Source organism: Desulforegula conservatrix Mb1Pa, from assembly GCF_000426225.1.
Lineage (GTDB): Bacteria > Desulfobacterota > Desulfobacteria > Desulfobacterales > Desulforegulaceae > Desulforegula > Desulforegula conservatrix.
In genome coordinates this window covers 19,471-41,681 of record NZ_AUEY01000032.1, presented here as the reverse complement: position 1 = coordinate 41,681, position 22,211 = coordinate 19,471, and the positions used below count along the sequence as shown (strand labels likewise).

Genomic DNA, 22,211 nt, shown 5'->3' with positions numbered 1-22,211 from the left:
GGTACAGATCTCTTGATTTGAGCTCGCAAAATTTCGAACCGCCGCAATTCGGACAACTAAAACCATGCGGCCATCTAAGTCTGAATAATGAGTCTTGGCACTTATCTTCGGTCCCATATTCGGACAGGAATTCGTGAATACTCTTTCCTTTTTGAAATTGGATCATATTTTTTGCCATGCTACACCTCCATCATATCTGGATAATCTTTCACATGCCTTAAGATAAGCATGGCGGAGTAAAAATGGTAATCAAATAAATGAATGGACAAATTGATATCTGATATGATTTGAATAAACATTGTTTTTTATGGCATGAGGAAAAAAAGATGAAAGAAGCATCATTTTTGATGCAAAAATCAACAGCAGCAGAGCACTATGATCGCTTTGTTAAAAATTCAGACACAAGTTTATCCTACTAATATCCAGGCAGCGAGAGCGGAAGATAATGAATGGAATTAGAAATAGATCATATAAATTCCCCACTCAATCATTACCAGGGGTAGAGATATCTGAGCATTTAAAAGACTTAAGGGAAATCATAGCTTTTCTTGAAGCCCGTAGCATTTCAACAAAAAACACTAGAATATGTAGATATACAGAGTATTTAACAAAATTAACGAATTCAGAACCATTAAATGAATCTCTAATATTCAAAAATTCGACAGATGGGCCATTCGAAAGCAGTACAGATTGGTACCTTTATACTTTACGTGAAGTCCATGAGCTTATGTGGATACTTAAGGGCTTAAAGAAACATATTCCCAAAGGGATTGATGAAAAGCTTAAATTAATTGTAAGCGGTAGAGATTTTGCTACCTTAGACTCAAATTCGCTTTCACGAAACACTCAATTTGAGTTACGAATTGCAAGCTACTTCTGCCAAGCAGGTTGCTATGTCGACATTTCTGGAGACACTGACATAGTAGCACTTAATAAAAAATATGCCTTCTTCTTAGAATGCAAAAGAGTCGGAAATTTTAAACAACTTGCTGGTAGACTTTCGGAAGCTAAAAAGCAATTAAATGAAAGAATGCCTAGAAGAGCATTAGGGCGAATTGTAACTGGATGCATCGCTGCTGATGTTACAAAAATTGCATTTGATCATAATGGGCTTACATTTGGAATGACAAATGAACACTCTCGAGACGTTATTCAAGATAAGCTAATCAATATCGGCAATCATGCTAATAAAATGTCGCTTTTCGATAACTGTAATAATTTATATCAATATTGGCTACAGATACATATTCCATCTCAAATTATTTATCCAGCATCATCAATTACAAGGTTTTCATCCTATTTTATATACAGAGACGACATAGATAGAAAAGGAATGAAATCTGTTATGACATTCCGTAAAATGTTTGAAAATTGCTCAAAAGGTGATGAACGAGAATTACCTCCCGACAAACTGAAAAGGAAAACGAGTATTACAGTTCCAAAAGATAGTACTTTTTATTTAGATGAAGACTTACTTAGTGAATATCTTTTGACAGGGAAGCTTCTTGAGAAAAAAAATCACGATATTGTGGGTAAGCTTGAAATAAATGGCAAAAAGGATGAATTCTCTTTTTTAGAGTTTCAAATATTAACTGCCACAATCAATGATGACCAAAGAAGAAAGATGTCGAAAGATAAATACAATTCACGTTTCCAATTAGTTATGGAAATGTACCTCCTAAGGTATCCCTATGAAGAAAGCAGTGCGTAGGCAGTATTGAGGCGCCAAACTACATCTGAAGATGGTTAACTATGGACTTCTGATTTCAACGAAGTATTTGATATTCATAATAGTTTTTTTTAATTTAAAAGACTGCATTATGGGGATACCTTACGAATTAGTTAATATAAGTAAGCCCCCCCAGAATACATTTTAAAAGCATCAATGATTTTTTATTTTAGAAATAAAACAAGCCGTTCTATCTCCCATCAACAGGATTCTTTTTCCAACTCCGTAAGATATCCAGACACCGGCAACGCCTGCCATGATGGCTGAAAGTGGGCCGGGCAGAAATGGAACCGTATATTCCATGAATATGGGCGAAAACACCTGAGTTCCAGCCTGAATTGCAGATGTTATCCCAAGAGCATGGGCAGCGGTTTCAAGCCCGTCCGGGAGGCTTGATGCAAGGGGCGAAACAAGACCTGCTGTAACTGCAAGACCCAGAAGGCAAAGATCTGATTTAATAGATTCTGCAAGACGCAAAACACAAATCGTTATAATTCCTTCAAACACGGCTATGACAAGATGAATGCCCATCATGGAAGAAAAGCTGGCCGGATTGCTTTACTCAATAAAGCTCTTGTTAATCCTCCGAGTCCTGCTCCCACAAGTCCCATGGCAACCAAGAACAAAGACTCCGTCGTCTCTAATACCGCATTTCCCTTGGAGGCTAATTAGTTTGAAATAGAATGAATATTTAGTATAAGCTTATGATCAAATAAAGATGGACTCGCAAAAAGTCCGATTACTGTCATTCCGGCGAAAACCGGAATCCAGAACTAATCGAAAATACTGGATACCGGATCAAGTCCGGCATGACGCCGACGCCTTTTTTTGACTTTTTGCGGCCTTGTCAAATAAAGGGAGGCCATGAAATCGTTATTCTCCGGAAAGTCCTGTAAATAAGATCACACAATAAATTTAAAGTTTTTGCGGAGCTTTTTCCAAAAAGCGACCCCTCCGCACATAATTTCAGATTTTTGATCCAGAAATTTTGAAATATTGGTCTGTGACCATAATCAAAAAAACTGATATCGGATTACGAGCAAAAGACGCTCCAATCCGATATAGGAATTGGTCTACGAATTGGCCTTTTTTGATGGCAATTTGACCATTCAAGACAGCTTCTTTTCATTAAAACACTTATAAGCCAGGTGAATATGAATAAAAACCATAGAACGAGCCGGTTGCAAAGAGCCTTGATAATTTCAGCATCAATTGCCCTTGCGCTTTTTCTTTGCCACACTCCCTGGCTCAAAACTGCTGAGATGCTGATTTCTGATACTCTTTATCTTCTGCGCGGTGAAAAAGCCCAGCCCGATGAAATTGTGATTGTAGCTATAGACGAGCCTTCTTTTGCTGTTCTTGGCATGCCATGGCCCTGGCCGAGAAAGATCCACGCAAATCTTATTGAAACATTATTCAAAGAGGAAGCTTCTGCCGTTGTCGTTGATGTAATATTCGGAGAGCCTTCTAATCAGGAAGACGACTTAGCCCTTAAAAAAGCTGTCACTGACCACCCCTATACAGTCCTTGCTTCAAATATTCAGATAATAAAAGACAAAGGATATTCACAGCAGATTATAACAGAGCCAAGTGATGCTGTTTCAAATGAGGAAACAAGGAAAGGCCTTGCCAATCTACCGGTTGATAATGACGGTTTCATAAGAAGGCTTTCTCTCGGTGAATCTGGAATCAAATCAATAGCAATGGAAGCAGCTGTTGCATTCTGCGACAAAAAAGACTGCAAAACAGACATAAATAGTAATCTCGAAAATATGTCTCAAAATTCCGAGATCAATTTCTCAGGCCCGAATGGGAGCATCAAGACAGTTTCATATTATCAAGCGCTTGAACCAGAAAAAAATCTTCCTAAAGGCTTTTTCAAAAACAAGCTTGTGTTTGTAGGGCTTGTTACCGGAGTAAACACGGAAGGAAGAGACAAGGGCCATGATTCCTATCCCACGCCCTTCACAAGATGGAAGGGAGGGTATATGTCCGGTGTTGAAATTCATGCCCATGCCGCAGAAAACATTATTAACGGTACTTGGCTAAGAGAAATTTCAACCATATCTGTATCTGCTTTGGGGATAATTGCAGGAACGGTTTCAGGGCTGTGCTTTCTTCTATTAAGTCCCCTGCCCTCTTTTGCAATTCTCTCAACCGGAGTCTTTTCAGCCATTGCAGCCGGGTTCATGCTTTTTGTTCATAAAAACACAAGGCTGCCCTTAACCTTTATTATCCTGTCCCAGATCTTCAGCTATATTTCCGCCACATTCATTAATTACTGGCATATTAGAAAAGAAAAGCAGTTCATAACCTTAGCATTTTCATCCTATCTTTCACCTGATTTGGTTCAAATACTTCTTAAGAACCCCGAAAGCCTGAAGCCTGGAGGCGACTCAGTTGAAGCCACTGTGATGTTTCTTGATTTTGCTGATTTCACATCTCTTTCTGAAAGGACTCCTCCTGATGAGCTTATAAAACTTTTAAACAGCTACCTTGAAGTATTCACGGACATAATATTCAAACATGGCGGAATGGTGGACAAATTCATTGGTGACGCTGTAATGGCTGTCTGGGGTGTTCCTGTAAAGAGTGACAATCATGCTCAAAAAGCCTGTCATGCAGCTCTTGAGATAAAAGACGCTGTTGAAAGAATGAGTTCGGTTAAAGAAGGCGCTAAAATATCTGTAAGAATTGGAATAAACACAGCTTTTATGACCGCAGGCAACGTAGGCGGAGTTAAACACTTCAATTATACTGTCATAGGTGATGCTGTTAACACGGCGTCAAGGCTTGAGGGGGTCAACAAGATTTATGGAACAACTATTATGGCTGGTCAGAGCACTATTGAAAAAGCAGGTTCAGGTTTAAGGAGCAGATTCATTGATTTTGTCCGTGTAAAAGGAAAGGAAAAACCCCTCGCCATTTATGAACTGTGTAACCAGGACAAAAAAATGACTGATAATGAAATTTCAGCTGAAAGACTTTTTGATGAAGCTTTAAAGCTTTATTCCTCAAAAAAATGGTCAGAGGCCAAAACTGTTTTCATGAAAGCTTATGAAGAGAATCCCTCTGACAGAGTTTATGCAGTATACTCAAAAAGATGTGATGAATTCATCAAAAATCCTCCGCCCGAAGACTGGGATGGTTCCATCGCGCTCGGGAAATAGTTTTTTATCCAACCAGCTCAGATACTGCTGAAAGAAATGTCTTTCTGTCCACAGGCTTTCTGAAAACCCTGGCAGCTCCCATATATTCGGCGATTGGGAGGAAATCCATTGTTCCTCCCCTCATGCCTCCTGAAACTGCAATAATTTTCATATCCGGATAAATTCTTTTAATTTCCTTAATGGTTTCTATGCCTTCCTGCTCAGGCATGATCAGATCGGTAACCACCAAATCAAGGGCACTGCCTAAAATGACCCTCATGGCAATTTTACCGTTTTCAGCTTCAAGGACATTGTATCCAGCGCCCCTGAGTGTCTCACTTAGCATATTTCTGAACATGTCATCATCATCAACCACAAGTATTGTCTTCATCAAACAGTTTCCTTATGTTCAACAAAATTTCTGATGGAAGCAAATAGATCATTAAAGGCTATGGGCTTTCTTATCATCTGAAATTGTCCCTGGATAGTATGAATTTCGTTTTGTAATACAGAATCCCGCCCGAGCATTAAGATAAATGGAATATCAGGAGAAGACTCACGAGCCTTAATAACAAAATCCATGCCACTTAAACCGGATAAATTAAAATCACTTATTACGATATCAAAATCACCAGGTCTTGATTTCAAATAATCAAGTGCTGCTGAAGGATCAAGAAAAGCTGAAACTTCAAGCCCCCTTGATGTCAGGCGTTCATTAATCATACCAAGAAGAGACTTTTCGTCATCCACAAGCAGAACCCTTGGAGTCCGGCCATTTACTTTGATCTTATCTTCATTATTTATTATTGCTGTTTCTTCCTTATCGCCTGCTTCCGGAAGATATACACAGATGGCAGTACCTTTGCCAAGTTCGCTTTCCACAAAAACATATCCATCGCATGCTATGACTATTCCGTGAACGACTGAAAGTCCGAGACCTGTACCTTCTCCAGGTCTTTTCGTAGTGAAGAAAGGATCAAACACCCTGTCAATATTATCCCTCGGTATCCCGCACCCGTTATCCCTGACACAGATTCTGACATAATCACCTTCAGGATCATTTATATTCTTTTCTCCAAATGCCGACCGAGACATCTCAATTTTCAATATTCCACCATTTTCACCCATGGCATGTCTTGAATTGGCGCAAAGATTCATTATAATCTGATGCACATGAACAGGATCGACAAGAACCCTGCCGCAGTTGCTGTCTATACTGCTTTCAAGTGAAATATTTGAAGGTATTGAAGGCCTTAGAAGCTTTATAGTTTCTTTTACCACAACTGCTATATCAAGTGGCTTTCTGACACTGTCACTTTTTCGGCTGAAGGTAAGAATCTGATCCACAAGATCGGCCGCCCTGGCACTTGCCTTGATTACCTGGGTCAGATACTCATTGGCCGAAGATCCGGGCATTCTTAGCTCAACAATCTCAAGAGCCATTTCAGCAAAACCCTGCAAAGCACCTAAAATGTTATTGAAATCATGGGCAACTCCGCCGGCCAGCAAACCGAGGCTCTCCATTTTCTGGGCAGCCTGAATTCTTTTTTCCAGCGAAATCCGCTCTTCTTCAGCAATTTTTCTGTCTGTAATATCCTGAACATGGATAAGAAATTCGGCTTCTGTTCCCGAACCTTCCACGCCGATACTGCTCACAAATATATCCAGGAAGGATTTTTTTGATCGATTAGTTTTGTAAAGCCCGTACTTTTTGACAAGATCAAAATCATAAGCCACTTCAAAACCAGATATGCTGCCGTTTCTTATGGAATCAAGCATTGCCTGAAGAAGATTAGGGTCATTATAGGCACTAAGTCCGACAATCTCTTTTGGATCGCTTACCCCAAGGATATCAAGACATGCCCTGTTCACCTGGATAAGGATTCCATTGAAATCGTACAGTTGTATCCCGATAGGAGATTCCTCAAAAATTCTTCTGAATCTGGCCTCGCTTTCCTTTAAAGCCTTCTCGTTTTGCTTGCGTTCTGAAATATCCATGATGGTTCCGGCTATTCGCAAGGGCAGACCATCCTGGGTTCTTTCCATGACCCTCCCCCTGTTAAGAACCCATACCCAATGGCCAGCACTGTGTTTCAGTCTGTGTTCTTCTTCAAAAAAATCTATGACGCCATTTAAATTAGCTGCAAGCACTTCCTGGAGATGATCTTTCTCGTCAGGGTGAACAAGATGGTGCCACCTGTTAAGCTTAACCTCGAGGAGATCTCCTTCATAGCCAATTAGCTGACTGAAACGATCATTGGAAATAATGTCGCCCGTGGTGAGATCCCACTCCCATGTAGCAAGTCCGGCGCCTTCGATCGCCAGATTCATATATTCTTCTGTTGTTGCAATACGTTTCTGGGCTTCATCATAATGTCTGTAAAAAAGCGAATAGAAAAAAAGAATAAATGAGATCAGAACTGTGAAAAGCATGGGGGCGATGGCATGTTCAACGACCTTAGAGGACCAGTCCCTGCTGTCTACGTCTATACAGAATAATCCGGCAAGTTCAGTCGTTTCCCTGTTGTAGATTGGAACAATTGCGCTTATCCATTTGCCCCATTTATCCGTATATGGTTCGGAAAGAATCTCTTTTCCAGTCTCAAATGCCATTCTGTGGGCCTTGTTTGAATCAGGATAAATCTCTCCGGGTTTTGAATGGAACTCAGAGCCCTGTACTTCAGAATCAACCAAAAATACAATCTGGTTATCTCTTTTACCAAGCAGGTACAGAATGCCAAATTGAGGCATCACCTGCCTGACAAGCCATAATTGTTCTTTTAGCCGGTGATAGTCAGTCGAAAAGAGATCTTCTTCTGTTCCCTTAAGCGCGGAAATTCTTGCAGGATTTACAGATCCCGCCACAATCATTGCTCTGGAAAGAAATTCTTTTTTAAGCTCTGCTTCAGCCCGATTAGCGGTCCACCAGGATAAAAAACTACCACCGGCTATTACGACAAGAACCAGAACCCACATCAATTGGTGAGGTCTTATTCCGGATAACCATCCGAGTATTTTTTTTATCCTTATTATCAAATTTCAAGCTTTCTATTTTTTAAACGATTACAAAAAAATGACGGGTATAAACAAGGTTGATGGTCTCGCAAAAAGTCAAAAAAGAGCTTAGGCATCGAGAAAACGAAAAGCTTCATAGATCAAGAACAAAACTATTTTTGCGGAATTTATAGATAAAGCAATACTCAATTAATCTTAACAGTCCCAATCAGATTAAAATATTGCAGGGATCAAATCAACAGTAATCAAGGAACGCCACTTGAAAAACATCGATATTTTCAGACTGGCTATCTGCCTATTCCATTACTTTCCTTGGCAGGAACAATTACGTGTCCAGGGCCAGTTATTCCGAGCTTCGACTTGACCCGACCTTTTTTTTCGCTAAGCACAGGTTCAATCTGATAATCCGTATTGTCATGATGGTTGTGGTTATGGTGGTGGCTATTATGGTATTCATCGCCATCATGATCAGATCCGTCTTGGGAGTTGCGCCTTCTTTTTTTTTCAGCGTCCACTGGTTCAAAAGGTGTGGTTCCTGGAACAAGAACCCTTCCGTCCGGATATACATATATCTTGTCCATCTTATCTTTGTCTGAAATCTCCTCCGTAATTCCGGGCTTCATTTTTTCGGCATCAGTTTCATCACCTGTTTTATTATCCTCGGTTACTATTCTTTCGGGTTCAGGAGGAGGATAAACAATATCGTTGATATCAGAGGCAAAAACCCTTGAAGCCGTTAAAAATGACATTATTAGATACGCTGAAAAAAATTTTAAGGTTTTCATAAGCCAATCCTCATTTATTGTATGTATCTGGAATCTTTCATGCCTGCATATTTTGACAAAGTCGCAAAAAGTCCGATTCCCGTCATTCCGGCGCAGGCCGGAATCCAGAAGTATCTGTAAATACAAAGATGCCTGATCAAGTCCGTCATGACGACACTGCCCGTTTTTGACTTTTCACGAGACCATCATATTTAAGACTCAAATATTTTCCCTGCGTGTTCTGTAAAGTCTGAGACTGTTACTGACCACAGATATACTGCTGAAAGCCATGGCAAAAGCAGCCAGCATCGGATGAAGCTGCCTGAGCATCAGAGGCATTGATTCAAGGCTGTAAAGTGCTCCGGCTGCAACCGGAATGAGAATAATATTATAAAAAAAAGCCCAGAAAAGATTCTGATAAATTACAGACATTGTTTTTCTGGCAAGCCTGACACCAAGTGCTATTGTGCATAGGGATGAGCCTGTTATTATTACATCGGCTGTCTCTATGGCCACATCTGTCCCTGACCCCATGGCAAGTCCGGCATCTGCCATTGCAAGAGCCGGCGCATCATTGATTCCGTCTCCTGCCATTATAATTTTTTTTCCTTCATTCTTAAGATTTTTAACAACTTCTGCCTTGCCCTCGGGCGTTACGCCTGCATATATCTGAGCGATCCCGATCTTTGAAGCCACTGCTTCTGCCGCAGGGAGAGAATCCCCGGTCAGCATCACAACATTAAGACCAATGTTCTTTAAATCATCAACAGCTATTGCCGCATCATGCCTCAGTGTATCAGAAATAGCGATCAATCCTGTAATCTTTTCATTTACCGCAACCGCAACAACTGATTCCCCTCTACCATAACATAATTCTGATTCCTCTTTTATTCCAGATAGCTCCATACCCTTTTCCAGAAACCACTCGATCTTGCCTGCCATTATGATGCTTCCATTTACAGTCCCTGAAACCCCGAAGCCGCTATGCGAAAGGAAGTCTTTTGTTTCATAAATAATAAGCCCTTCTGCTTCGGCCTTTTTTACAATTGCCTCTGCGAGAGGATGGCCCGAGTTTTTTTCAACAGACGCCGCCATTTCAATAAGCTCTTTTTCATCTGTGTTCATGGAAAAGATCCTTGAGACTTGTGGTTTCCCAGATGTTATGGTTCCTGTCTTGTCGAGAACCACAGTATCGCAGGCAGCAACTTTTTCAAGAGCTGAACCGTTTCTGAACAGTATGCCGCATTCGGCGCCTTTACCAGTACCTGCCATTACGGCAGTCGGCGTTGCAAGTCCGAGAGCGCAAGGGCATGCAATCACAAGAACAGCCACAAGCCTCATCATTGAGAAGGTAAAATCACCGGTTACTGCAAACCATGTAAAAAAGGTGGCGGATGCAATGATGATTACAGCAGGGACAAATATACCGGCCACCTTGTCTGCAATGGCCTGCACAGGGGCTTTGGAGCCCTGGGCTTCTTGAACCATTCTGATTATCGACGCAAGAGCAGTATCTTTTCCAACCTTCTCGGCAACAATTCTTAAGACTCCGTCACAGTTGATTGTTCCGCCAGTGACCTTATCCCCCTTTTTCTTATCAACAGGCAGAGGCTCTCCTGTAAGCATGGACTCGTCTACACCGGAAGCCCCATCCGATACGAGTCCGTCAACAGGAATTGAAGCGCCAGGTTTTATTATAAGCGTGTCCCCTGCCCTTACATCCTTAAGAAGAATTTCACGCTCTATACCATTTTCGATTAATAGTGCCGTCTTTGGTGTAAGATTCATAAGTTTTCTTATGGCCTCACCAGTCTTGCCCTTTGTTCCTGCTTCGAGCATTTTTCCGAGTCTTATCAATGTGATTATTATGGCAGATGTTTCAAAATACACATGATCTGAAATCGCCGGAAAAATAAGGACTGCGACTGAAAAAAAATAGGCGGTTGAAGATCCGAGAGCCACAAGAACATCCATATTGGCCGATCCGCTCCTTAAACTCCTGTAACCTGCCCTATAGAAATCTATGCCTGTGTAAAACTGAACAGGAGTGGCAAGAATGAAATAAAACCATTTTAAATAAACAGCCAAACCACCGTGAACAGTCATCCCCAAAAGGCCAAAATCGCTGGCCATGCTTATCAAAAAAAGAGGCAGGGTGAATATTGCTCCGACAATGAATTTCTTCTTCTGGTCTTTTGCTTCCTTTTCCCTGGCCGCTTTTTCAGGGTCTGCCCCGTCATCATCATCAGTTTCTGTTTTCTCTATGGGAAAAATCCTGAATCCGGCTTTTTGGACAGCCTTTTCAATATCCTCAAAGCATGAGGAATAGGCAAGATGCTCAACGGTCAGTCTTTCAGTTGCAAAATTCACACTCGCCCTGAGTACGCCCTCTGTTTTTCTGCTAAGAATTCTTTCAATATTTAAAGCACAGTTCGCACAAGTCATACCAGAAACACCAAATACTGATTCCAGGACAGGCACCGAGAAACCTGCTTTTTTTATAGCTTCAATAAGATCCGGTAATGCCACCTTCACATCATCATATTCAACAAGAACCCTTTCAGCAGCGAAGTTGACATTACACGAAACAACACCTTCCATTTTTCTGATAACCCGCTCAATATTTGCAGCGCAATTGGCGCATGTCATTCCTATAACAGGCAAATCACTTTTTTTTGAGGCCATAGTGTTTATATTCCCTATTTATCTGATATTCTGCAAATGCTGTCTTATCCTAAATGATATCTTGTCCATAAGAATCTAATCACGGAATAAAGACAGATAATATTTCAGGATATTACAATAATAAGACTTTTTTTTAATATTCTGAAAAAAATTTGGGTTTATTTTGATGGAATCGCAAAAAGTCTAAAAATGGCTTAAGCGTCATGCCGGACTTGATCATACATCTTTGTAATTTCAGTTACTTCTGGATTCCGGCCTGAGCTGGAATGACAGTAATCGGATTTTTTGCGACCTTGTCAATATTGAAATTATTCCATATTTCACAAAAGGCACACTTATGAATAACAGTCAAAATACAAAAAACTATTTTCTCACTTCTCCTTGGCTTGTAATTGGAGGAGCTGTTATTCTGCTGGTCATTGTCATAATTTTTTCCATAGACAGCGCTTACAGGGAAAAAACCCACATGACGATTGCCTTGACCCAGAAGGGTGAGTCCCTGATTACTGCCTTTGAGGCAGGGGCAAGGACTGGAATGATGCGCATGCACTGGGGAGCTGGTCATCTGCAAAGGCTTATTGAGGAAACAGGCAAAGGTCCTGATATTAAGCAAATAGTTATTGCGGATTCCACAGGTAAAATAATAAGCCACAGCAATCCGGAACTTATAGGCGGAAAATTCGATTCTGAAATCCTGGAAAAAACCCGTGAATCCGATAAAAAGCCCTTATACAGAATTGTCACAGACGGCAAAGGTAGCAAAATATTTGAGCTGTTTGATGTTTTCAAGCCAATGAAGCCAGAAGGCCACCAGATGAGAATGAGAAAGGGCATCGGAGCTAACCCGGAGCCAGGATTTGGACCCGGCAAATGCGATGAAACCCTTTGCATGTGGGATCAGGGTGAACAGCAGATTTATTATAAACCGCCTCTGTTCATTTCAGTTGGCCTTGACATGACCCATTTCGAGAGTGCTGGTCAGAACAAAATTAAAAATGCGCTTATCATGGCAGGAATTATCCTTATCCTTGGCCTGAGCGGCTTCATATCGCTTTTCTGGCTACAGAACTACAGACAGACAAGACAAAGGCTTGAGGATACGAGCGCATTTGCAGACAAAGTAATATCATGCCTGCCTGTAGGAATTATTGCCACTGATTCTGATGATAAAATCGTCGTTTTTAATGAAAGCATGGAAAAAATCTGCGGCATTGCTTTTCAAAATGTTCTTGGACAAAGCCTTGAAAAGATAATCGGCAGTAATGCCATGAATAAAATCACCTCACTTAAAGAAGAGAAAGACTCACCTGAAAGGGAAATACAGCTTTCATTTGATAATGGGAAATCATTTTATGCAGGAATCACCGCAGCAGGAATCAATGAGAATGACTCCATAACGCATTCAGGCCTTATAATAATTTTAAGAGATCTTACCCAGATCAAGGAACTTGAAAACAATCTGATAAGACATGAAAAAATGGCCGCAATAGGAAATCTATCCGCAGGTGTGGCCCATGAAATAAGAAATCCCTTAAGTTCCATCAAAGGACTTGCGACCTATTTCAGGGATCTTTTTCCTGAAGGGTCTGACAGCAGGGACACTGCCAGCGTTATGATAAAAGAGGTTGACAGAATCAACAGGGTCATAAAGGATCTTCTAGAATTTTCAAAACCTTCTGAAATCTCAAGATCTGAAGTCATACTTTCAGAGGCCGTGGATCATGTTTTCAGACTCATCAGCGCAGACGCAAGAAACCAGAATGTTTCAACTGTTTCAAATATCCCAGATAATCTGAAATGCCTTATAGACAGGGACAGGCTTTCCCAAGTCCTGTTAAATCTCTGCAGAAACTCCTTGGAAGCAATGGGAAACATCGGAACAATAAATATAGAAGCAAAAAAAACAGGTAGGTCAGATCTTTTCATTAAAGTCTCTGACACAGGTAAAGGCATAGATTCTGAAGATTTAAGCAAGGTTTTCAATCCATACTTTACAACAAAAAACGACGGCACAGGCTTAGGATTGGCTGTGGCTCAAAAAATCATCGAGGCACATTCCGGCAGTATTAGAATTAAAACAGAAAAAACAGGTACTTCATTGATTATCGAACTACCCAAAGCAATAATATGAGGCTTATCAAATGGCAGATGCCGTAAAACCACTTATACTCGTTGCAGATGATGATGAATCCCACAGGCTCACCATAAACAAGCTGGCAGCTACATGGGGATATGAGGTTCATACTGCAAAAAATGGAGAAGAAGCTTCAGAAAAATCAAGAAAGAACTCGTACAGTGTCATCTTAATGGATATACGAATGGCCGTAATGGACGGGATAACGGCTTTACACAAAATAAAATCCCACGATCCGTCCATACCGATTATCATAATGACTGCATATTCTTCTGTCGCATCTGCTGTAGAGGCCCTCAAATCAGGGGCATATGATTATCTCACAAAGCCGCTTGATTTTGACGAGCTTAAAATTACTCTTGAAAGAGCATCTGATCACGCAAGACTTAAAGCTGAAAATCTGGCTTTAAAAAGTCAGATCAGAACACAAGCAGGCTCAAGGCAAATCATCGGCAACAGTGTGGCCATGAGAAATCTGAAAGCGACACTTTCAATGGTCGCCCCATCAGAGGCAACTGTTCTTATCACAGGCGAAAGCGGAACCGGAAAGGAGATGGTAGCAAGACTGATTCATTTAAACAGCCTGAGGCATGACAGGCCATTCATAGCTGTTAACTGTGCCTCAATTAATGAAAATCTCCTTGAATCAGAGTTATTCGGCCATGAAAAAGGCGCTTTCACTGGAGCAATTTCGAAAAGAAACGGAATCTTCATGCAGGCAGACAAAGGGACTATTTTTTTAGATGAGATAGCCGAAATGACTCCGCATATGCAGGCGAAACTTTTAAGGGTAATCCAGGAAAGAGAAGTTCAGAGGGTCGGAGGCGAAGAATATATTAAAATTGATGTCAGGATAATAGCCGCAACCCACCAAGATCTTGTTAAAAGGGTAAAGGAAAATACTTTCAGGGAAGATCTTTTCTACAGGCTTAATGTGGTGAACATGAGAGTTCCGTCGTTAAGGGAAAAAACAGAAGATATTCCTTCGCTATGTCAGTATTTTATCGCAAGGCTTTCAGAAAAAAACCGCAAAAATATTATCGGGATTTCCCCGGATGCAATTAAAGCCCTTATATCCTATGATTGGCCCGGAAATGTCAGGGAACTTGAAAACATGCTCGAAAGGGCAGTAATACTCTCAATAGGTGAGTATGTAACTGAAAGTGAACTTCCGCCAAGTATTTCAAAAAAAAATGATGAAAATATTTTAGATAAATGCCTTTCCCTTGAAGACATAGAGAAAAAAGCTATAATGGTTGCCCTGGATGCGGCAGGATGGAACAAGAGTGAAGCAGCCAGGCAGTTAGGCATAAACAGAAAAACTCTTCATAAAAAACTTAAATCATATGGAATCGACTGAGATTCGAGCATTATCCAGCAATGCCTCCAGCTTGGTGGGGCTTTATGCCCCATATTTAAAAAATCAAAAAAGCTGACATGGGGCTTTATTACCCATTTAATAATACAATGAGTTTACTAAAATATGTTTAATGTCTAAAATCAGTATATTATAACCATGGCACAATAAATGCTATAATATCCACAACTGATACGTTCAACTTAAAATCAATGATTCAAAATATGAAAAAAGGAGCTCAACATGAAAAAAAATATCAAAATGATTGCAATGCTATTTGCCATGATTTCAGTGACAATGCTTTCTGCTGGTTCGGTCATGGCAGGTAAAGGCATGGGACATGGGAACATGGGCCAAGGCTGCCAGCAGGGTATGGGAAATGCTAATTGCCCTGGTTTCAATAATGTTAATCTCACAGCCGAACAAAAAGCAGGCCTTGAAGCTGAAAAAACGAGATTCTGGAATGAAACCAGCGAAATAAGAACCCAGATAGACCAGAAGGAAGCTGAAATGCAGGCAGAACTACAAAAGCCAGAAATAAACAGAGAAACTCTTCAAAGTATCCAGGCACAAATATCGAACCTCGAAGCTGATTTCAACAAGCTCAAGATAGACCATCTCATAAAGGTCCGTGAAATTTCTCCTGAATTGGCAAAACAGTGTGCCAATTTCGGAAAATGTGGCCGCATTGGCATGGCCGGATGCATGGGCAAGGGAGCCGGAATGGGCAGAGGGCCAATGGTTAACTGCCCTGCAGCTACTCAAACCCAGAATACTCCACAAAACTAATCTAATTAAGTGGGGCTTATTGCTATAAAAGCCCCACTTAACCAGCTCTCGAGAGAACTATATTTTAATAAGAACTGCAAATTCCATTTCAAAAAAAGAGAAAGATTCATAATGCTCAAAACATTATGAACATGGCTTCAGGCGGGTCGCTTAAAAAAAAGCTCCACAATAACTTTCATCATCTGAATATCCCAATAGCCCCAAATACATGTACAGCCTGGTTAAAATCACGAATTTTTCATAAAGGTCTATTAAAAATGATGGCCTCGCAAAAAGCCAAATAAAATCGCCGGCGTCATGCCTGACTTGACACGGCATCCGGTATGTTCAGATACTTATGGATTCAGCCCTAAGCCGGAATGACGGTAATCTGACTTTTTGCGGCCTTGTCAAAATATTTCAAATGGGTTTCCCATAAATCAGATCGGCAATACCAAAAATATTCTTTGAGTCAGATAAGAAACAAGTTGTGAGTTGGAAGTAAATAAGGATTGGTAGATATGCTGGAATAAAAAAAGGCGTCTCTTTTTACAAAGAGACGCCTTGGAATTTCTTTAGATAGAAATTATATCAGAGTAACATTTACTGCTGAAGGACCTTTCTGGCCCTGCTCAATGTCAAACTTTACTCTGTCGCCTTCGTTAAGGCTCTTGTAACCTGAAGCATTGATTCCTGAATGATGAACGAATACATCAACGCCATTTTCCTGCTCAATAAAACCATAACCCTTAGTATTATTAAATCACTTTACTCTTCCGTTTGCCATGGTGACACCTTTCTTTTAAATTTTTAATTTTTTGGTTCCAAAACAAAAGGTGCCACTGTGTATGGATCTTTTCTTTGGAGCGAATCTTTTTGACCGACCAAAACCACTTCTCAGTCGATTTCTATACTTAATACTTTTTTTAATAAAAAACAACTATTATTTTTTATAAAATCATTTTTTTATTGCACTTTATATAAACAAAAATCCTGATGCCAATTACCCTTTATTCTGCTTCTATCAATCCATCCAATTTGCCTATTCCTTCCCTTATTACTTCTATACCAGAGTCGGACATAGCGATTACTGTTGATGGACCGCCAGAAACATTACCACCATCTATCACAATATCTATTCTATTCTTAAAAAAAGAATCTATGGCAAATGGTGAATCAAGATATTCTCCTGAAGGAGTAGATGCTGTTGTGGAAATAATCGGATTCCCAAGAGCTGCAACAATGGCATTGCAGATGGTGTGATCAGGAACTCTTATACCAGCTTCCTTTCTTTTATTTAGCATCATCTTGGGAACGAGTCTCGTTCCTTCGAGAATAAATGTATAAGGACCCGGAACAAGGCGCTTTATAATTCTGTATGACTGATTGGAAACCTTGGCATATTCGCTTATATTTTTCAAATCAGCGCAAAGAAAACTGAACGGCTGCTTCTTATCTCTTTGCTTTAGTTGATAGATCTTTTCAATGGCTTTCTTATTCATAATGTCGCAACCAATTGCATAATAAGTGTCTGTAGGGAAAGCGATAACGCCTCCGCTCCTCAAGACCTCCACAACTCTTGATATCTTTCTTGCCTGGGGATTCATATTGTTAATTTCTTCGATCATAATAAAATAAAATCCCTAAATAAGGTCACTTGAAACAAATGCATATGCACTATGGTTATGTATGGACTCAAAATTTTCCGCACTAACAGAGAACCAGGTTATGTTTTTTTCATCAAGAAGCTCTGTAGCGATATCCCTGACGACGTCCTCAACAAATTTTGGGTTTGCATAAGCTTTTTCTGTCACATATTTTTCATCAGTCCTTTTGAGAACAGAATAAACCTCACATGATGAAGAATTTTCAACGATTGAAATCAAATCTTCTATCCAGAAAAACTTCTTTGACCTTACTTTAAGACAGACAAGCCCTCTCTGATTATGGGCCCCGAAATCACTTATTTCTTTGGAACAAGGACATACTGACGAAACAGGGACCTCGACTTCGGACACAAGATCAAGCTTCCCGCTGGAGTCACTTGAGCCGATGAATTTGCATGTATAGTCCATAAATCCTGATACTGAACTAACCGGCGCTTTTTTTTCAATAAAATATGGAAATTTTATTTCAATATGGGAAGACTTTGCACCAAGTTGGCCTTTAAGCTCATCAAGAATTTTAGTAACGGTTTTCAAAGACATATCATTTTTAAAAATCTGAAGAATCTCTAGGAAACGGCTCATATGCGTTCCCTTACATTCCTGGGGAAGATCCACATACATATTTATATCAGCAACAGTGTGCTGGGTTCCGTTTGCCCTGTCAAGAACCGTAACCGGGTATCTGAGATTCTTTATCCCAACCTTATTAATTGGAATATTCCTGTAATCCCTTTCGTTTTGAACATCCTTCATCATTCAACTACTAATCTTTAATTGTAAAAATTTACAGTCTGATATTTTATAAGATCAGGTGTATTTGGGCAGGTATTCAGTTTTGACTCGGCTAAGAGACCTGAAAACATTTGGCTTTATCTGAGGGCCATGACCATACAAAGTTTCAAGAAACCCTTTCAGCTCACTTCTTTTGCTGTTACTGGCCGAAGGGCATGGATTAATAAACGCCGGTATCCCAATTTCTTTCCTGAAAGCTTCTGTCATTTCTTCATCAACAAATGCAAGGGGTCTTATTATTGAAAACTGTTCCTTGAACATTTTCTGTACCGGCACCATGGTGCTTAGTTCGCCCTTGTAGCACATATTTATGAACAGGGTCTCAACAATATCATCCCTGGTGTGACCAAGAGCTAACTTATAACTGCCCCATTCGTCAGCAAGCTCAAAAAGGCGCTTCCTCCTCAATCTGGAGCAAAGAAAACATGGGTTCTCCCGGTTTTCAGTGCTGTGGGCGATAATTCCAAAATCGGCTTTTTCACAGTAAAGATCGATCTCCTTACTCTTCAGATATTCCGAGAGCTCATCGCTGAACGAAGGACTAAATCCTGGATCTATGTATACCGGGAAAATCTCAAACCTGACAGGCGCTACGCTCTGAAAAAACTTAAGAAAATGAATCATTGCCAGACTGTCCTTCCCACCGGAAATAGCAGTTACAATCTTATCACCGTCTTTTATCATTTCATATTTAGCTATGGCATCGCCTGCCAAATGTGCAATTTTTTTTGTGAGCTTAGTTTGCCTGAAGACCAAAATACTATTTTCTAACTGTTCTCATTTTTTGTAACCAATTCAGCGACTTTACCAGCAGCTATTTCCCGTAGCGACATGACGACATCTTCATTTTTTGCGGTCTTAAGGAGGTATTCAGAACCATCTCTTATCTGGCGCACCCTCTGGGCAGCCATATGCACAAGTTTAAAGCGGTTAGGTACCTTTCTAAGACAATCTTCTATAGTAACGCGAGCCATTATTTACAGTTCTCCATATTAATCACAGAATTTCAATGAGTTCGTACTGTCTCTTTCCACCAGGCGCTTCTAAAGTGACCTCGCTCCCTGGAGTCTTGCCAAGCATTGCGCGACCAAGCGGAGACGTGACGGATATCCGTCCTTCATCTATGTCAGACTCGTCAGGCCCAACAAGCTGATATTTTACGTTCTCACCTGTTTCAAGATTTTCCAGGATGACCATGCATCCAAAAACAACCTTGTCTTTTGAAAGGGTTTCAGGATCTATCACGTCCGCGTTTGCAAGCTTGTACTCAAGTTCTCCAATGCGACCCTCGATGAATGCCTGTCTTTCTTTGGCTGCATCATATTCCGCATTTTCGGAAAGATCGCCATGAGCCCTTGCCACTTCAATGGCTTTAATACTAAGAGGCCTCTCCACAGATTTCAGTCTCTCAAGCTCTGCTTTCAAGCCCAGGTAACCTGTCCTGGTCATTGGTATCCGTTCCACTAAAAACTCCTTAAATCCGGCGCCATATATTTTGCAATTATGGCGTCTTTTTTAATTTCTTTCCAAGCCCACAGAATCACAAATAATCTCTTCCGAGTATTTCTGCAATCTGGACAGCGTTTGTGGCAGCGCCCTTTCTAATGTTATCGGCGCAGACCCACAGATTTATCCCGTTTTCGATTGATTCATCCTTCCTGATTCTCCCAACAAGGGTCAAGTCCTGACCAGCTGCGAGAATAGGCATGGGGTATATTTTTTCCTTAGGGTCGTCCATCAGTTTAACCCCGGGAGCCATGGCAAGTAGTGCTCTTACCTCTTCAGCAGATACCGGAGTAAGGGTTTCGACATTAACGGACTCACTATGGCTGTAAAAAACAGGAACACGCACAGTAGTAGCTGTAACTCCTATTTTATCATTTTCAAAAATTTTTCTCGTCTCGTTAACCATCTTCATTTCTTCCTTTGTATATCCATTTTCAAGGAAGACATCAATCTGGGGAAGGCAGTTAAAGGCTATTCGATGCGGATAAACATTCGTTGAATAATCCACAAAGTTTATCATTGCCCTTGTCTGGTCAAAAAGCTCGTCAATGGCTTTTTTTCCGGTACCTGAAACGGCCTGATATGTTGAAACGACTATGCGTCTGATTCCGAATTTCCTGTAAATCGGATTCAAGGCCACGAGCATCTGAATGGTCGAGCAATTTGGATTGGCTATTATCCCCTTTTTTTTATACCCTGCAATAGCGTGGGGGTTAACCTCAGGAACCACAAGTGGAACATCTGGATCCATGCGCCATGCGCTTGAATTATCTATGACGACACAGCCGCTTGATGCAGCATGGGGAGCATAGGTCTGGCTCGTTCCCCCACCCGCAGAAAAAAGGGCAATATCAACACCTTTAAAAGAGTCTTCCCTCAGTTCCTCAACAGAAACCATATCTCCCATAAAGCTTAACTTTTTGCCAGCAGATCTGCTTGATGCAAGAAGTTTGATATTCTTAACAGGGAAATTACGTGCCTCAAGACACTTTATCATTTCATTTCCAACAGCCCCAGTAGCCCCTGCCACTGCAACATTGAAAGACTTGGCGCTCATCTTCGACTCCTGCCTGAGTAGAATGTGTTTAAAAATAGAAATCCCCTCTCAAAGACAGGAGTATTTAATATACCTGAAACTGAAAGGGGGAATAATTTCTTAATTATGTGTTTCTACTTTATCTTCAGCATTACGTCTAATACTTTTCTTGATCAGGTTAAAAGGTCCCGACAATACGTAAGTGAAGGTAACTAAAAACAAAGCAGACTGAGGATTAACCGCTATAAAGACGAAAATCAATATTGCACTTACAAGTGAATTGAAATTGATTCTTTTAAGCAGTTCAAACTTTTTAAAACTGTTGTATTCTATGGTACTGACCATGAGAAACGAAACAGCAAAAAGCATTACAACAAAAATCTTAGGGCTCAAAGTGAATTTATCCGAAAATTCAAGACAAAAAAGCACGGTTGTAGCATTGATGGCGGCCCCGCCTGGAATAGGAAGCCCGGTAAAATGAGGACTAGGATTTGTGTCTGCTTTTGAATTAAATCTGGCAAGCCTGAGTGCTCCGCAGACAGCATAAAGAAACGCCGCCAGCCACCCGAGCCTGCCGAGCGGCCTCAGAGTCCATAAATAAACAAGAAGCCCGGGTGCAAGACCAAAGGATATTACATCGGCCAAAGAGTCATATTCAATACCAAACTGGCTGGTCGTATTTGTAATTCTTGCTATCTTTCCATCAAGAATGTCAAAAACCATTGCAACAAGAATTGCAATTGCAGCCACCTCGAACTTGGAATCAATGGCAGCTACAATAGCGTAAAAGCCACAGAAAATATTCATCGAAGTAAAAAAATTGGGGAGAATGTATATACCTTTATGACGTTTAGGCATGTTATCCTGCTTCATATTTAATCCCCTAAGCCGTTTTCCCTTCCGGGAAGTTTATAGATTAGCTATGACAGTAAAACCTGCCATGACTTTTTCTCCATTGGATACATTTATTTTTGCATCCTCAGGAAGATATATATCAAGCCTTGAGCCAAAACAGATCATTCCGTATCTGGTTCCGCGACTAACATTATCACCGACCTTGATCCCGCATATTATTCTACGCGCTATGAGACCCGCAATCTGAACAAAGGTGTAGCAGCGGCCATTTTTAAGCTCTACCGTGACCGCGTTCCTTTCATTATCGGTGGATGCCTTGTCCAGACTGGCATTGAAAAATTTTCCGGGGAAATAGTCAATAGCCTTTACCTTGCCATCATAAGGAATCCTGTTTACATGGACATTAAAAACAGACATGAATACACTAATTTTCTGGCAAGGACCTTCAAAATAAGGATTACTTTCCATCGGCCCTGCAAATACCACTTTACCGTCAGCAGGTGAAATGACGCCGCCTTCGACTTCAGGGCATACCCTGTCAGGATCTCTAAAGAAATAACAGATAAAAATTGTAATTCCGAGACTTAAAAGTGCAAACGCCTTTAATCCTGTTATTGCCAGAATTGCGGTAACAAAAGCTGACGCAAAAATAAAAGAATACCCTGGTCGGGCTATTGGAAATGCACTGTGACTTTGCTGTTCAGGCCAGATAAATTTTTTCATTAAGACCACGCTGATTTAGTTAAGTTAAACA

The 22,211-nt window shown here is 40.7% G+C and carries 19 protein-coding genes and 1 pseudogene; 5 read left to right on the top strand and 15 right to left on the bottom strand.

Annotated features, from left to right (window positions below):
* Positions 1-178 (bottom strand): transposase (locus K245_RS27280; protein ID WP_198013887.1); only part of this gene is annotated, 178 nt, incomplete at its 3' end.
* Between the two features lie 267 nt (positions 179-445).
* Between K245_RS27280 and K245_RS0112335 the strand changes: the two genes are divergently transcribed.
* Positions 446-1,711: a hypothetical protein gene (locus tag K245_RS0112335; protein ID WP_027359522.1), complete on the top strand. Its 1,266-nt coding sequence runs from the start codon at positions 446-448 to the stop codon at positions 1,709-1,711.
* A 171-nt stretch (positions 1,712-1,882) separates the two neighbouring features.
* Here K245_RS0112335 and K245_RS0112330 read toward each other — a convergent pair whose 3' ends face one another.
* On the bottom strand, positions 1,883-2,263 hold the full coding sequence (locus K245_RS0112330; RefSeq protein WP_027359521.1) for a PDGLE domain-containing protein: 381 nt from the start codon (positions 2,261-2,263) through the stop codon (positions 1,883-1,885).
* Between the two features lie 620 nt (positions 2,264-2,883).
* Here K245_RS0112330 and K245_RS0112320 point away from each other — a divergent pair.
* Positions 2,884-4,899 carry a CHASE2 domain-containing protein gene (locus K245_RS0112320; protein ID WP_084156261.1) on the top strand — a complete coding sequence of 672 codons (2,016 nt, stop codon included), beginning with the start codon at positions 2,884-2,886 and terminating at the stop codon, positions 4,897-4,899.
* Between the two features lie 4 nt (positions 4,900-4,903).
* Here the strand turns inward: K245_RS0112320 and K245_RS0112315 are convergent, their stop codons facing one another.
* The 4 genes from K245_RS0112315 to K245_RS0112295 form a co-directional block, all read right to left on the bottom strand.
* Positions 4,904-5,269 carry a response regulator gene (locus tag K245_RS0112315; protein WP_027359519.1) on the bottom strand — a complete coding sequence of 122 codons (366 nt, stop codon included), beginning with the start codon at positions 5,267-5,269 and terminating at the stop codon, positions 4,904-4,906.
* Entirely contained in the window at positions 5,269-7,914 is a 2,646-nt protein-coding gene (locus tag K245_RS0112310; RefSeq protein ID WP_156906785.1) for a PAS domain S-box protein, read from the bottom strand. The genes K245_RS0112315 and K245_RS0112310 overlap by 1 nt, the downstream gene beginning before the upstream one ends.
* A gap of 266 nt (positions 7,915-8,180) precedes the next feature.
* Complete coding sequence (locus K245_RS0112305) at positions 8,181-8,678, bottom strand: hypothetical protein (RefSeq protein WP_027359517.1); 498 nt, start codon at positions 8,676-8,678, stop codon at positions 8,181-8,183.
* Positions 8,679-8,876: 198 nt separating this feature from the next.
* Entirely contained in the window at positions 8,877-11,342 is a 2,466-nt protein-coding gene (locus K245_RS0112295; protein ID WP_027359516.1) for a heavy metal translocating P-type ATPase, read from the bottom strand.
* 337 nt (positions 11,343-11,679) lie between these two features.
* On the opposite strand from K245_RS0112295, the gene K245_RS0112285 reads away from it, so the two are divergent.
* The 3 genes from K245_RS0112285 to K245_RS0112275 all read left to right on the top strand — a co-directional run bounded on the left by K245_RS0112285 (position 11,680) and on the right by K245_RS0112275 (position 15,622).
* On the top strand, positions 11,680-13,473 hold the full coding sequence (locus tag K245_RS0112285) for an ATP-binding protein (protein WP_027359515.1): 1,794 nt from the start codon (positions 11,680-11,682) through the stop codon (positions 13,471-13,473).
* 10 nt (positions 13,474-13,483) lie between these two features.
* Positions 13,484-14,836: a sigma-54-dependent transcriptional regulator gene (locus K245_RS0112280; protein ID WP_027359514.1), complete on the top strand. Its 1,353-nt coding sequence runs from the start codon at positions 13,484-13,486 to the stop codon at positions 14,834-14,836.
* Between the two features lie 240 nt (positions 14,837-15,076).
* Positions 15,077-15,622: a Spy/CpxP family protein refolding chaperone gene (locus K245_RS0112275; RefSeq protein WP_027359513.1), complete on the top strand. Its 546-nt coding sequence runs from the start codon at positions 15,077-15,079 to the stop codon at positions 15,620-15,622.
* Between the two features lie 565 nt (positions 15,623-16,187).
* Here K245_RS0112275 and K245_RS27275 read toward each other — a convergent pair.
* From K245_RS27275 to K245_RS0112235, 9 genes and pseudogenes are all read right to left on the bottom strand, one after another.
* Positions 16,188-16,388 (bottom strand): annotated as a pseudogene (locus K245_RS27275) (cold-shock protein).
* A gap of 223 nt (positions 16,389-16,611) precedes the next feature.
* Positions 16,612-17,229 (bottom strand): L-threonylcarbamoyladenylate synthase, encoded by a 618-nt coding sequence (locus K245_RS0112270; RefSeq protein WP_027359512.1) that lies wholly within the window; start codon positions 17,227-17,229, stop codon positions 16,612-16,614.
* Positions 17,230-17,244: 15 nt separating this feature from the next.
* Positions 17,245-18,021, bottom strand: coding sequence for a GTP cyclohydrolase FolE2 (folE2, locus tag K245_RS0112265; RefSeq protein WP_027359511.1), 777 nt, complete (start codon positions 18,019-18,021; stop codon positions 17,245-17,247).
* 54 nt (positions 18,022-18,075) lie between these two features.
* Positions 18,076-18,744, bottom strand: coding sequence for a tRNA 2-thiocytidine biosynthesis TtcA family protein (locus K245_RS0112260; protein WP_084156263.1), 669 nt, complete (start codon positions 18,742-18,744; stop codon positions 18,076-18,078).
* Positions 18,745-18,827: 83 nt separating this feature from the next.
* Positions 18,828-19,034, bottom strand: coding sequence for a DNA-directed RNA polymerase subunit omega (gene rpoZ / locus K245_RS0112255; RefSeq protein WP_027359509.1), 207 nt, complete (start codon positions 19,032-19,034; stop codon positions 18,828-18,830).
* 22 nt (positions 19,035-19,056) lie between these two features.
* The gene (gene greA, locus K245_RS0112250; protein ID WP_027359508.1) at positions 19,057-19,524 is read right to left on the bottom strand and encodes a transcription elongation factor GreA; all 468 of its coding nucleotides are present in this window, start codon (positions 19,522-19,524) and stop codon (positions 19,057-19,059) included.
* Between the two features lie 76 nt (positions 19,525-19,600).
* Positions 19,601-20,623 (bottom strand): aspartate-semialdehyde dehydrogenase, encoded by a 1,023-nt coding sequence (locus K245_RS0112245; RefSeq protein ID WP_027359507.1) that lies wholly within the window; start codon positions 20,621-20,623, stop codon positions 19,601-19,603.
* Between the two features lie 99 nt (positions 20,624-20,722).
* Entirely contained in the window at positions 20,723-21,475 is a 753-nt protein-coding gene (gene pssA, locus K245_RS0112240; protein ID WP_027359506.1) for a CDP-diacylglycerol--serine O-phosphatidyltransferase, read from the bottom strand.
* A gap of 36 nt (positions 21,476-21,511) precedes the next feature.
* Positions 21,512-22,180 carry a phosphatidylserine decarboxylase family protein gene (locus tag K245_RS0112235; RefSeq protein ID WP_027359505.1) on the bottom strand — a complete coding sequence of 223 codons (669 nt, stop codon included), beginning with the start codon at positions 22,178-22,180 and terminating at the stop codon, positions 21,512-21,514.
* Positions 22,181-22,211: the final 31 nt, after the last annotated feature.

Excerpts from the sequence above, each read along its gene's own strand:
- K245_RS0112335 (WP_027359522.1), top strand. The coding sequence starts at position 446 with ATGAATGGAATTAGAAATAGATCATATAAATTCCCCACTCAATCATTA.
- K245_RS0112330 (WP_027359521.1), bottom strand. The coding sequence starts at position 2,263 with ATGATGGGCATTCATCTTGTCATAGCCGTGTTTGAAGGAATTATAACG.
- K245_RS0112320 (WP_084156261.1), top strand. The coding sequence starts at position 2,884 with ATGAATAAAAACCATAGAACGAGCCGGTTGCAAAGAGCCTTGATAATT.
- K245_RS0112315 (WP_027359519.1), bottom strand. The coding sequence starts at position 5,269 with ATGAAGACAATACTTGTGGTTGATGATGATGACATGTTCAGAAATATG.
- K245_RS0112305 (WP_027359517.1), bottom strand. The coding sequence starts at position 8,678 with ATGAAAACCTTAAAATTTTTTTCAGCGTATCTAATAATGTCATTTTTA.
- K245_RS0112295 (WP_027359516.1), bottom strand. The coding sequence starts at position 11,342 with ATGGCCTCAAAAAAAAGTGATTTGCCTGTTATAGGAATGACATGCGCC.
- K245_RS0112285 (WP_027359515.1), top strand. The coding sequence starts at position 11,680 with ATGAATAACAGTCAAAATACAAAAAACTATTTTCTCACTTCTCCTTGG.
- K245_RS0112280 (WP_027359514.1), top strand. The coding sequence starts at position 13,484 with ATGGCAGATGCCGTAAAACCACTTATACTCGTTGCAGATGATGATGAA.
- K245_RS0112275 (WP_027359513.1), top strand. The coding sequence starts at position 15,077 with ATGAAAAAAAATATCAAAATGATTGCAATGCTATTTGCCATGATTTCA.
- K245_RS0112270 (WP_027359512.1), bottom strand. The coding sequence starts at position 17,229 with ATGATCGAAGAAATTAACAATATGAATCCCCAGGCAAGAAAGATATCA.
- folE2 (WP_027359511.1), bottom strand. The coding sequence starts at position 18,021 with ATGAAGGATGTTCAAAACGAAAGGGATTACAGGAATATTCCAATTAAT.
- K245_RS0112260 (WP_084156263.1), bottom strand. The coding sequence starts at position 18,744 with ATGATAAAAGACGGTGATAAGATTGTAACTGCTATTTCCGGTGGGAAG.
- rpoZ (WP_027359509.1), bottom strand. The coding sequence starts at position 19,034 with ATGGCTCGCGTTACTATAGAAGATTGTCTTAGAAAGGTACCTAACCGC.
- K245_RS0112245 (WP_027359507.1), bottom strand. The coding sequence starts at position 20,623 with ATGAGCGCCAAGTCTTTCAATGTTGCAGTGGCAGGGGCTACTGGGGCT.
- pssA (WP_027359506.1), bottom strand. The coding sequence starts at position 21,475 with ATGAAGCAGGATAACATGCCTAAACGTCATAAAGGTATATACATTCTC.
- K245_RS0112235 (WP_027359505.1), bottom strand. The coding sequence starts at position 22,180 with ATGAAAAAATTTATCTGGCCTGAACAGCAAAGTCACAGTGCATTTCCA.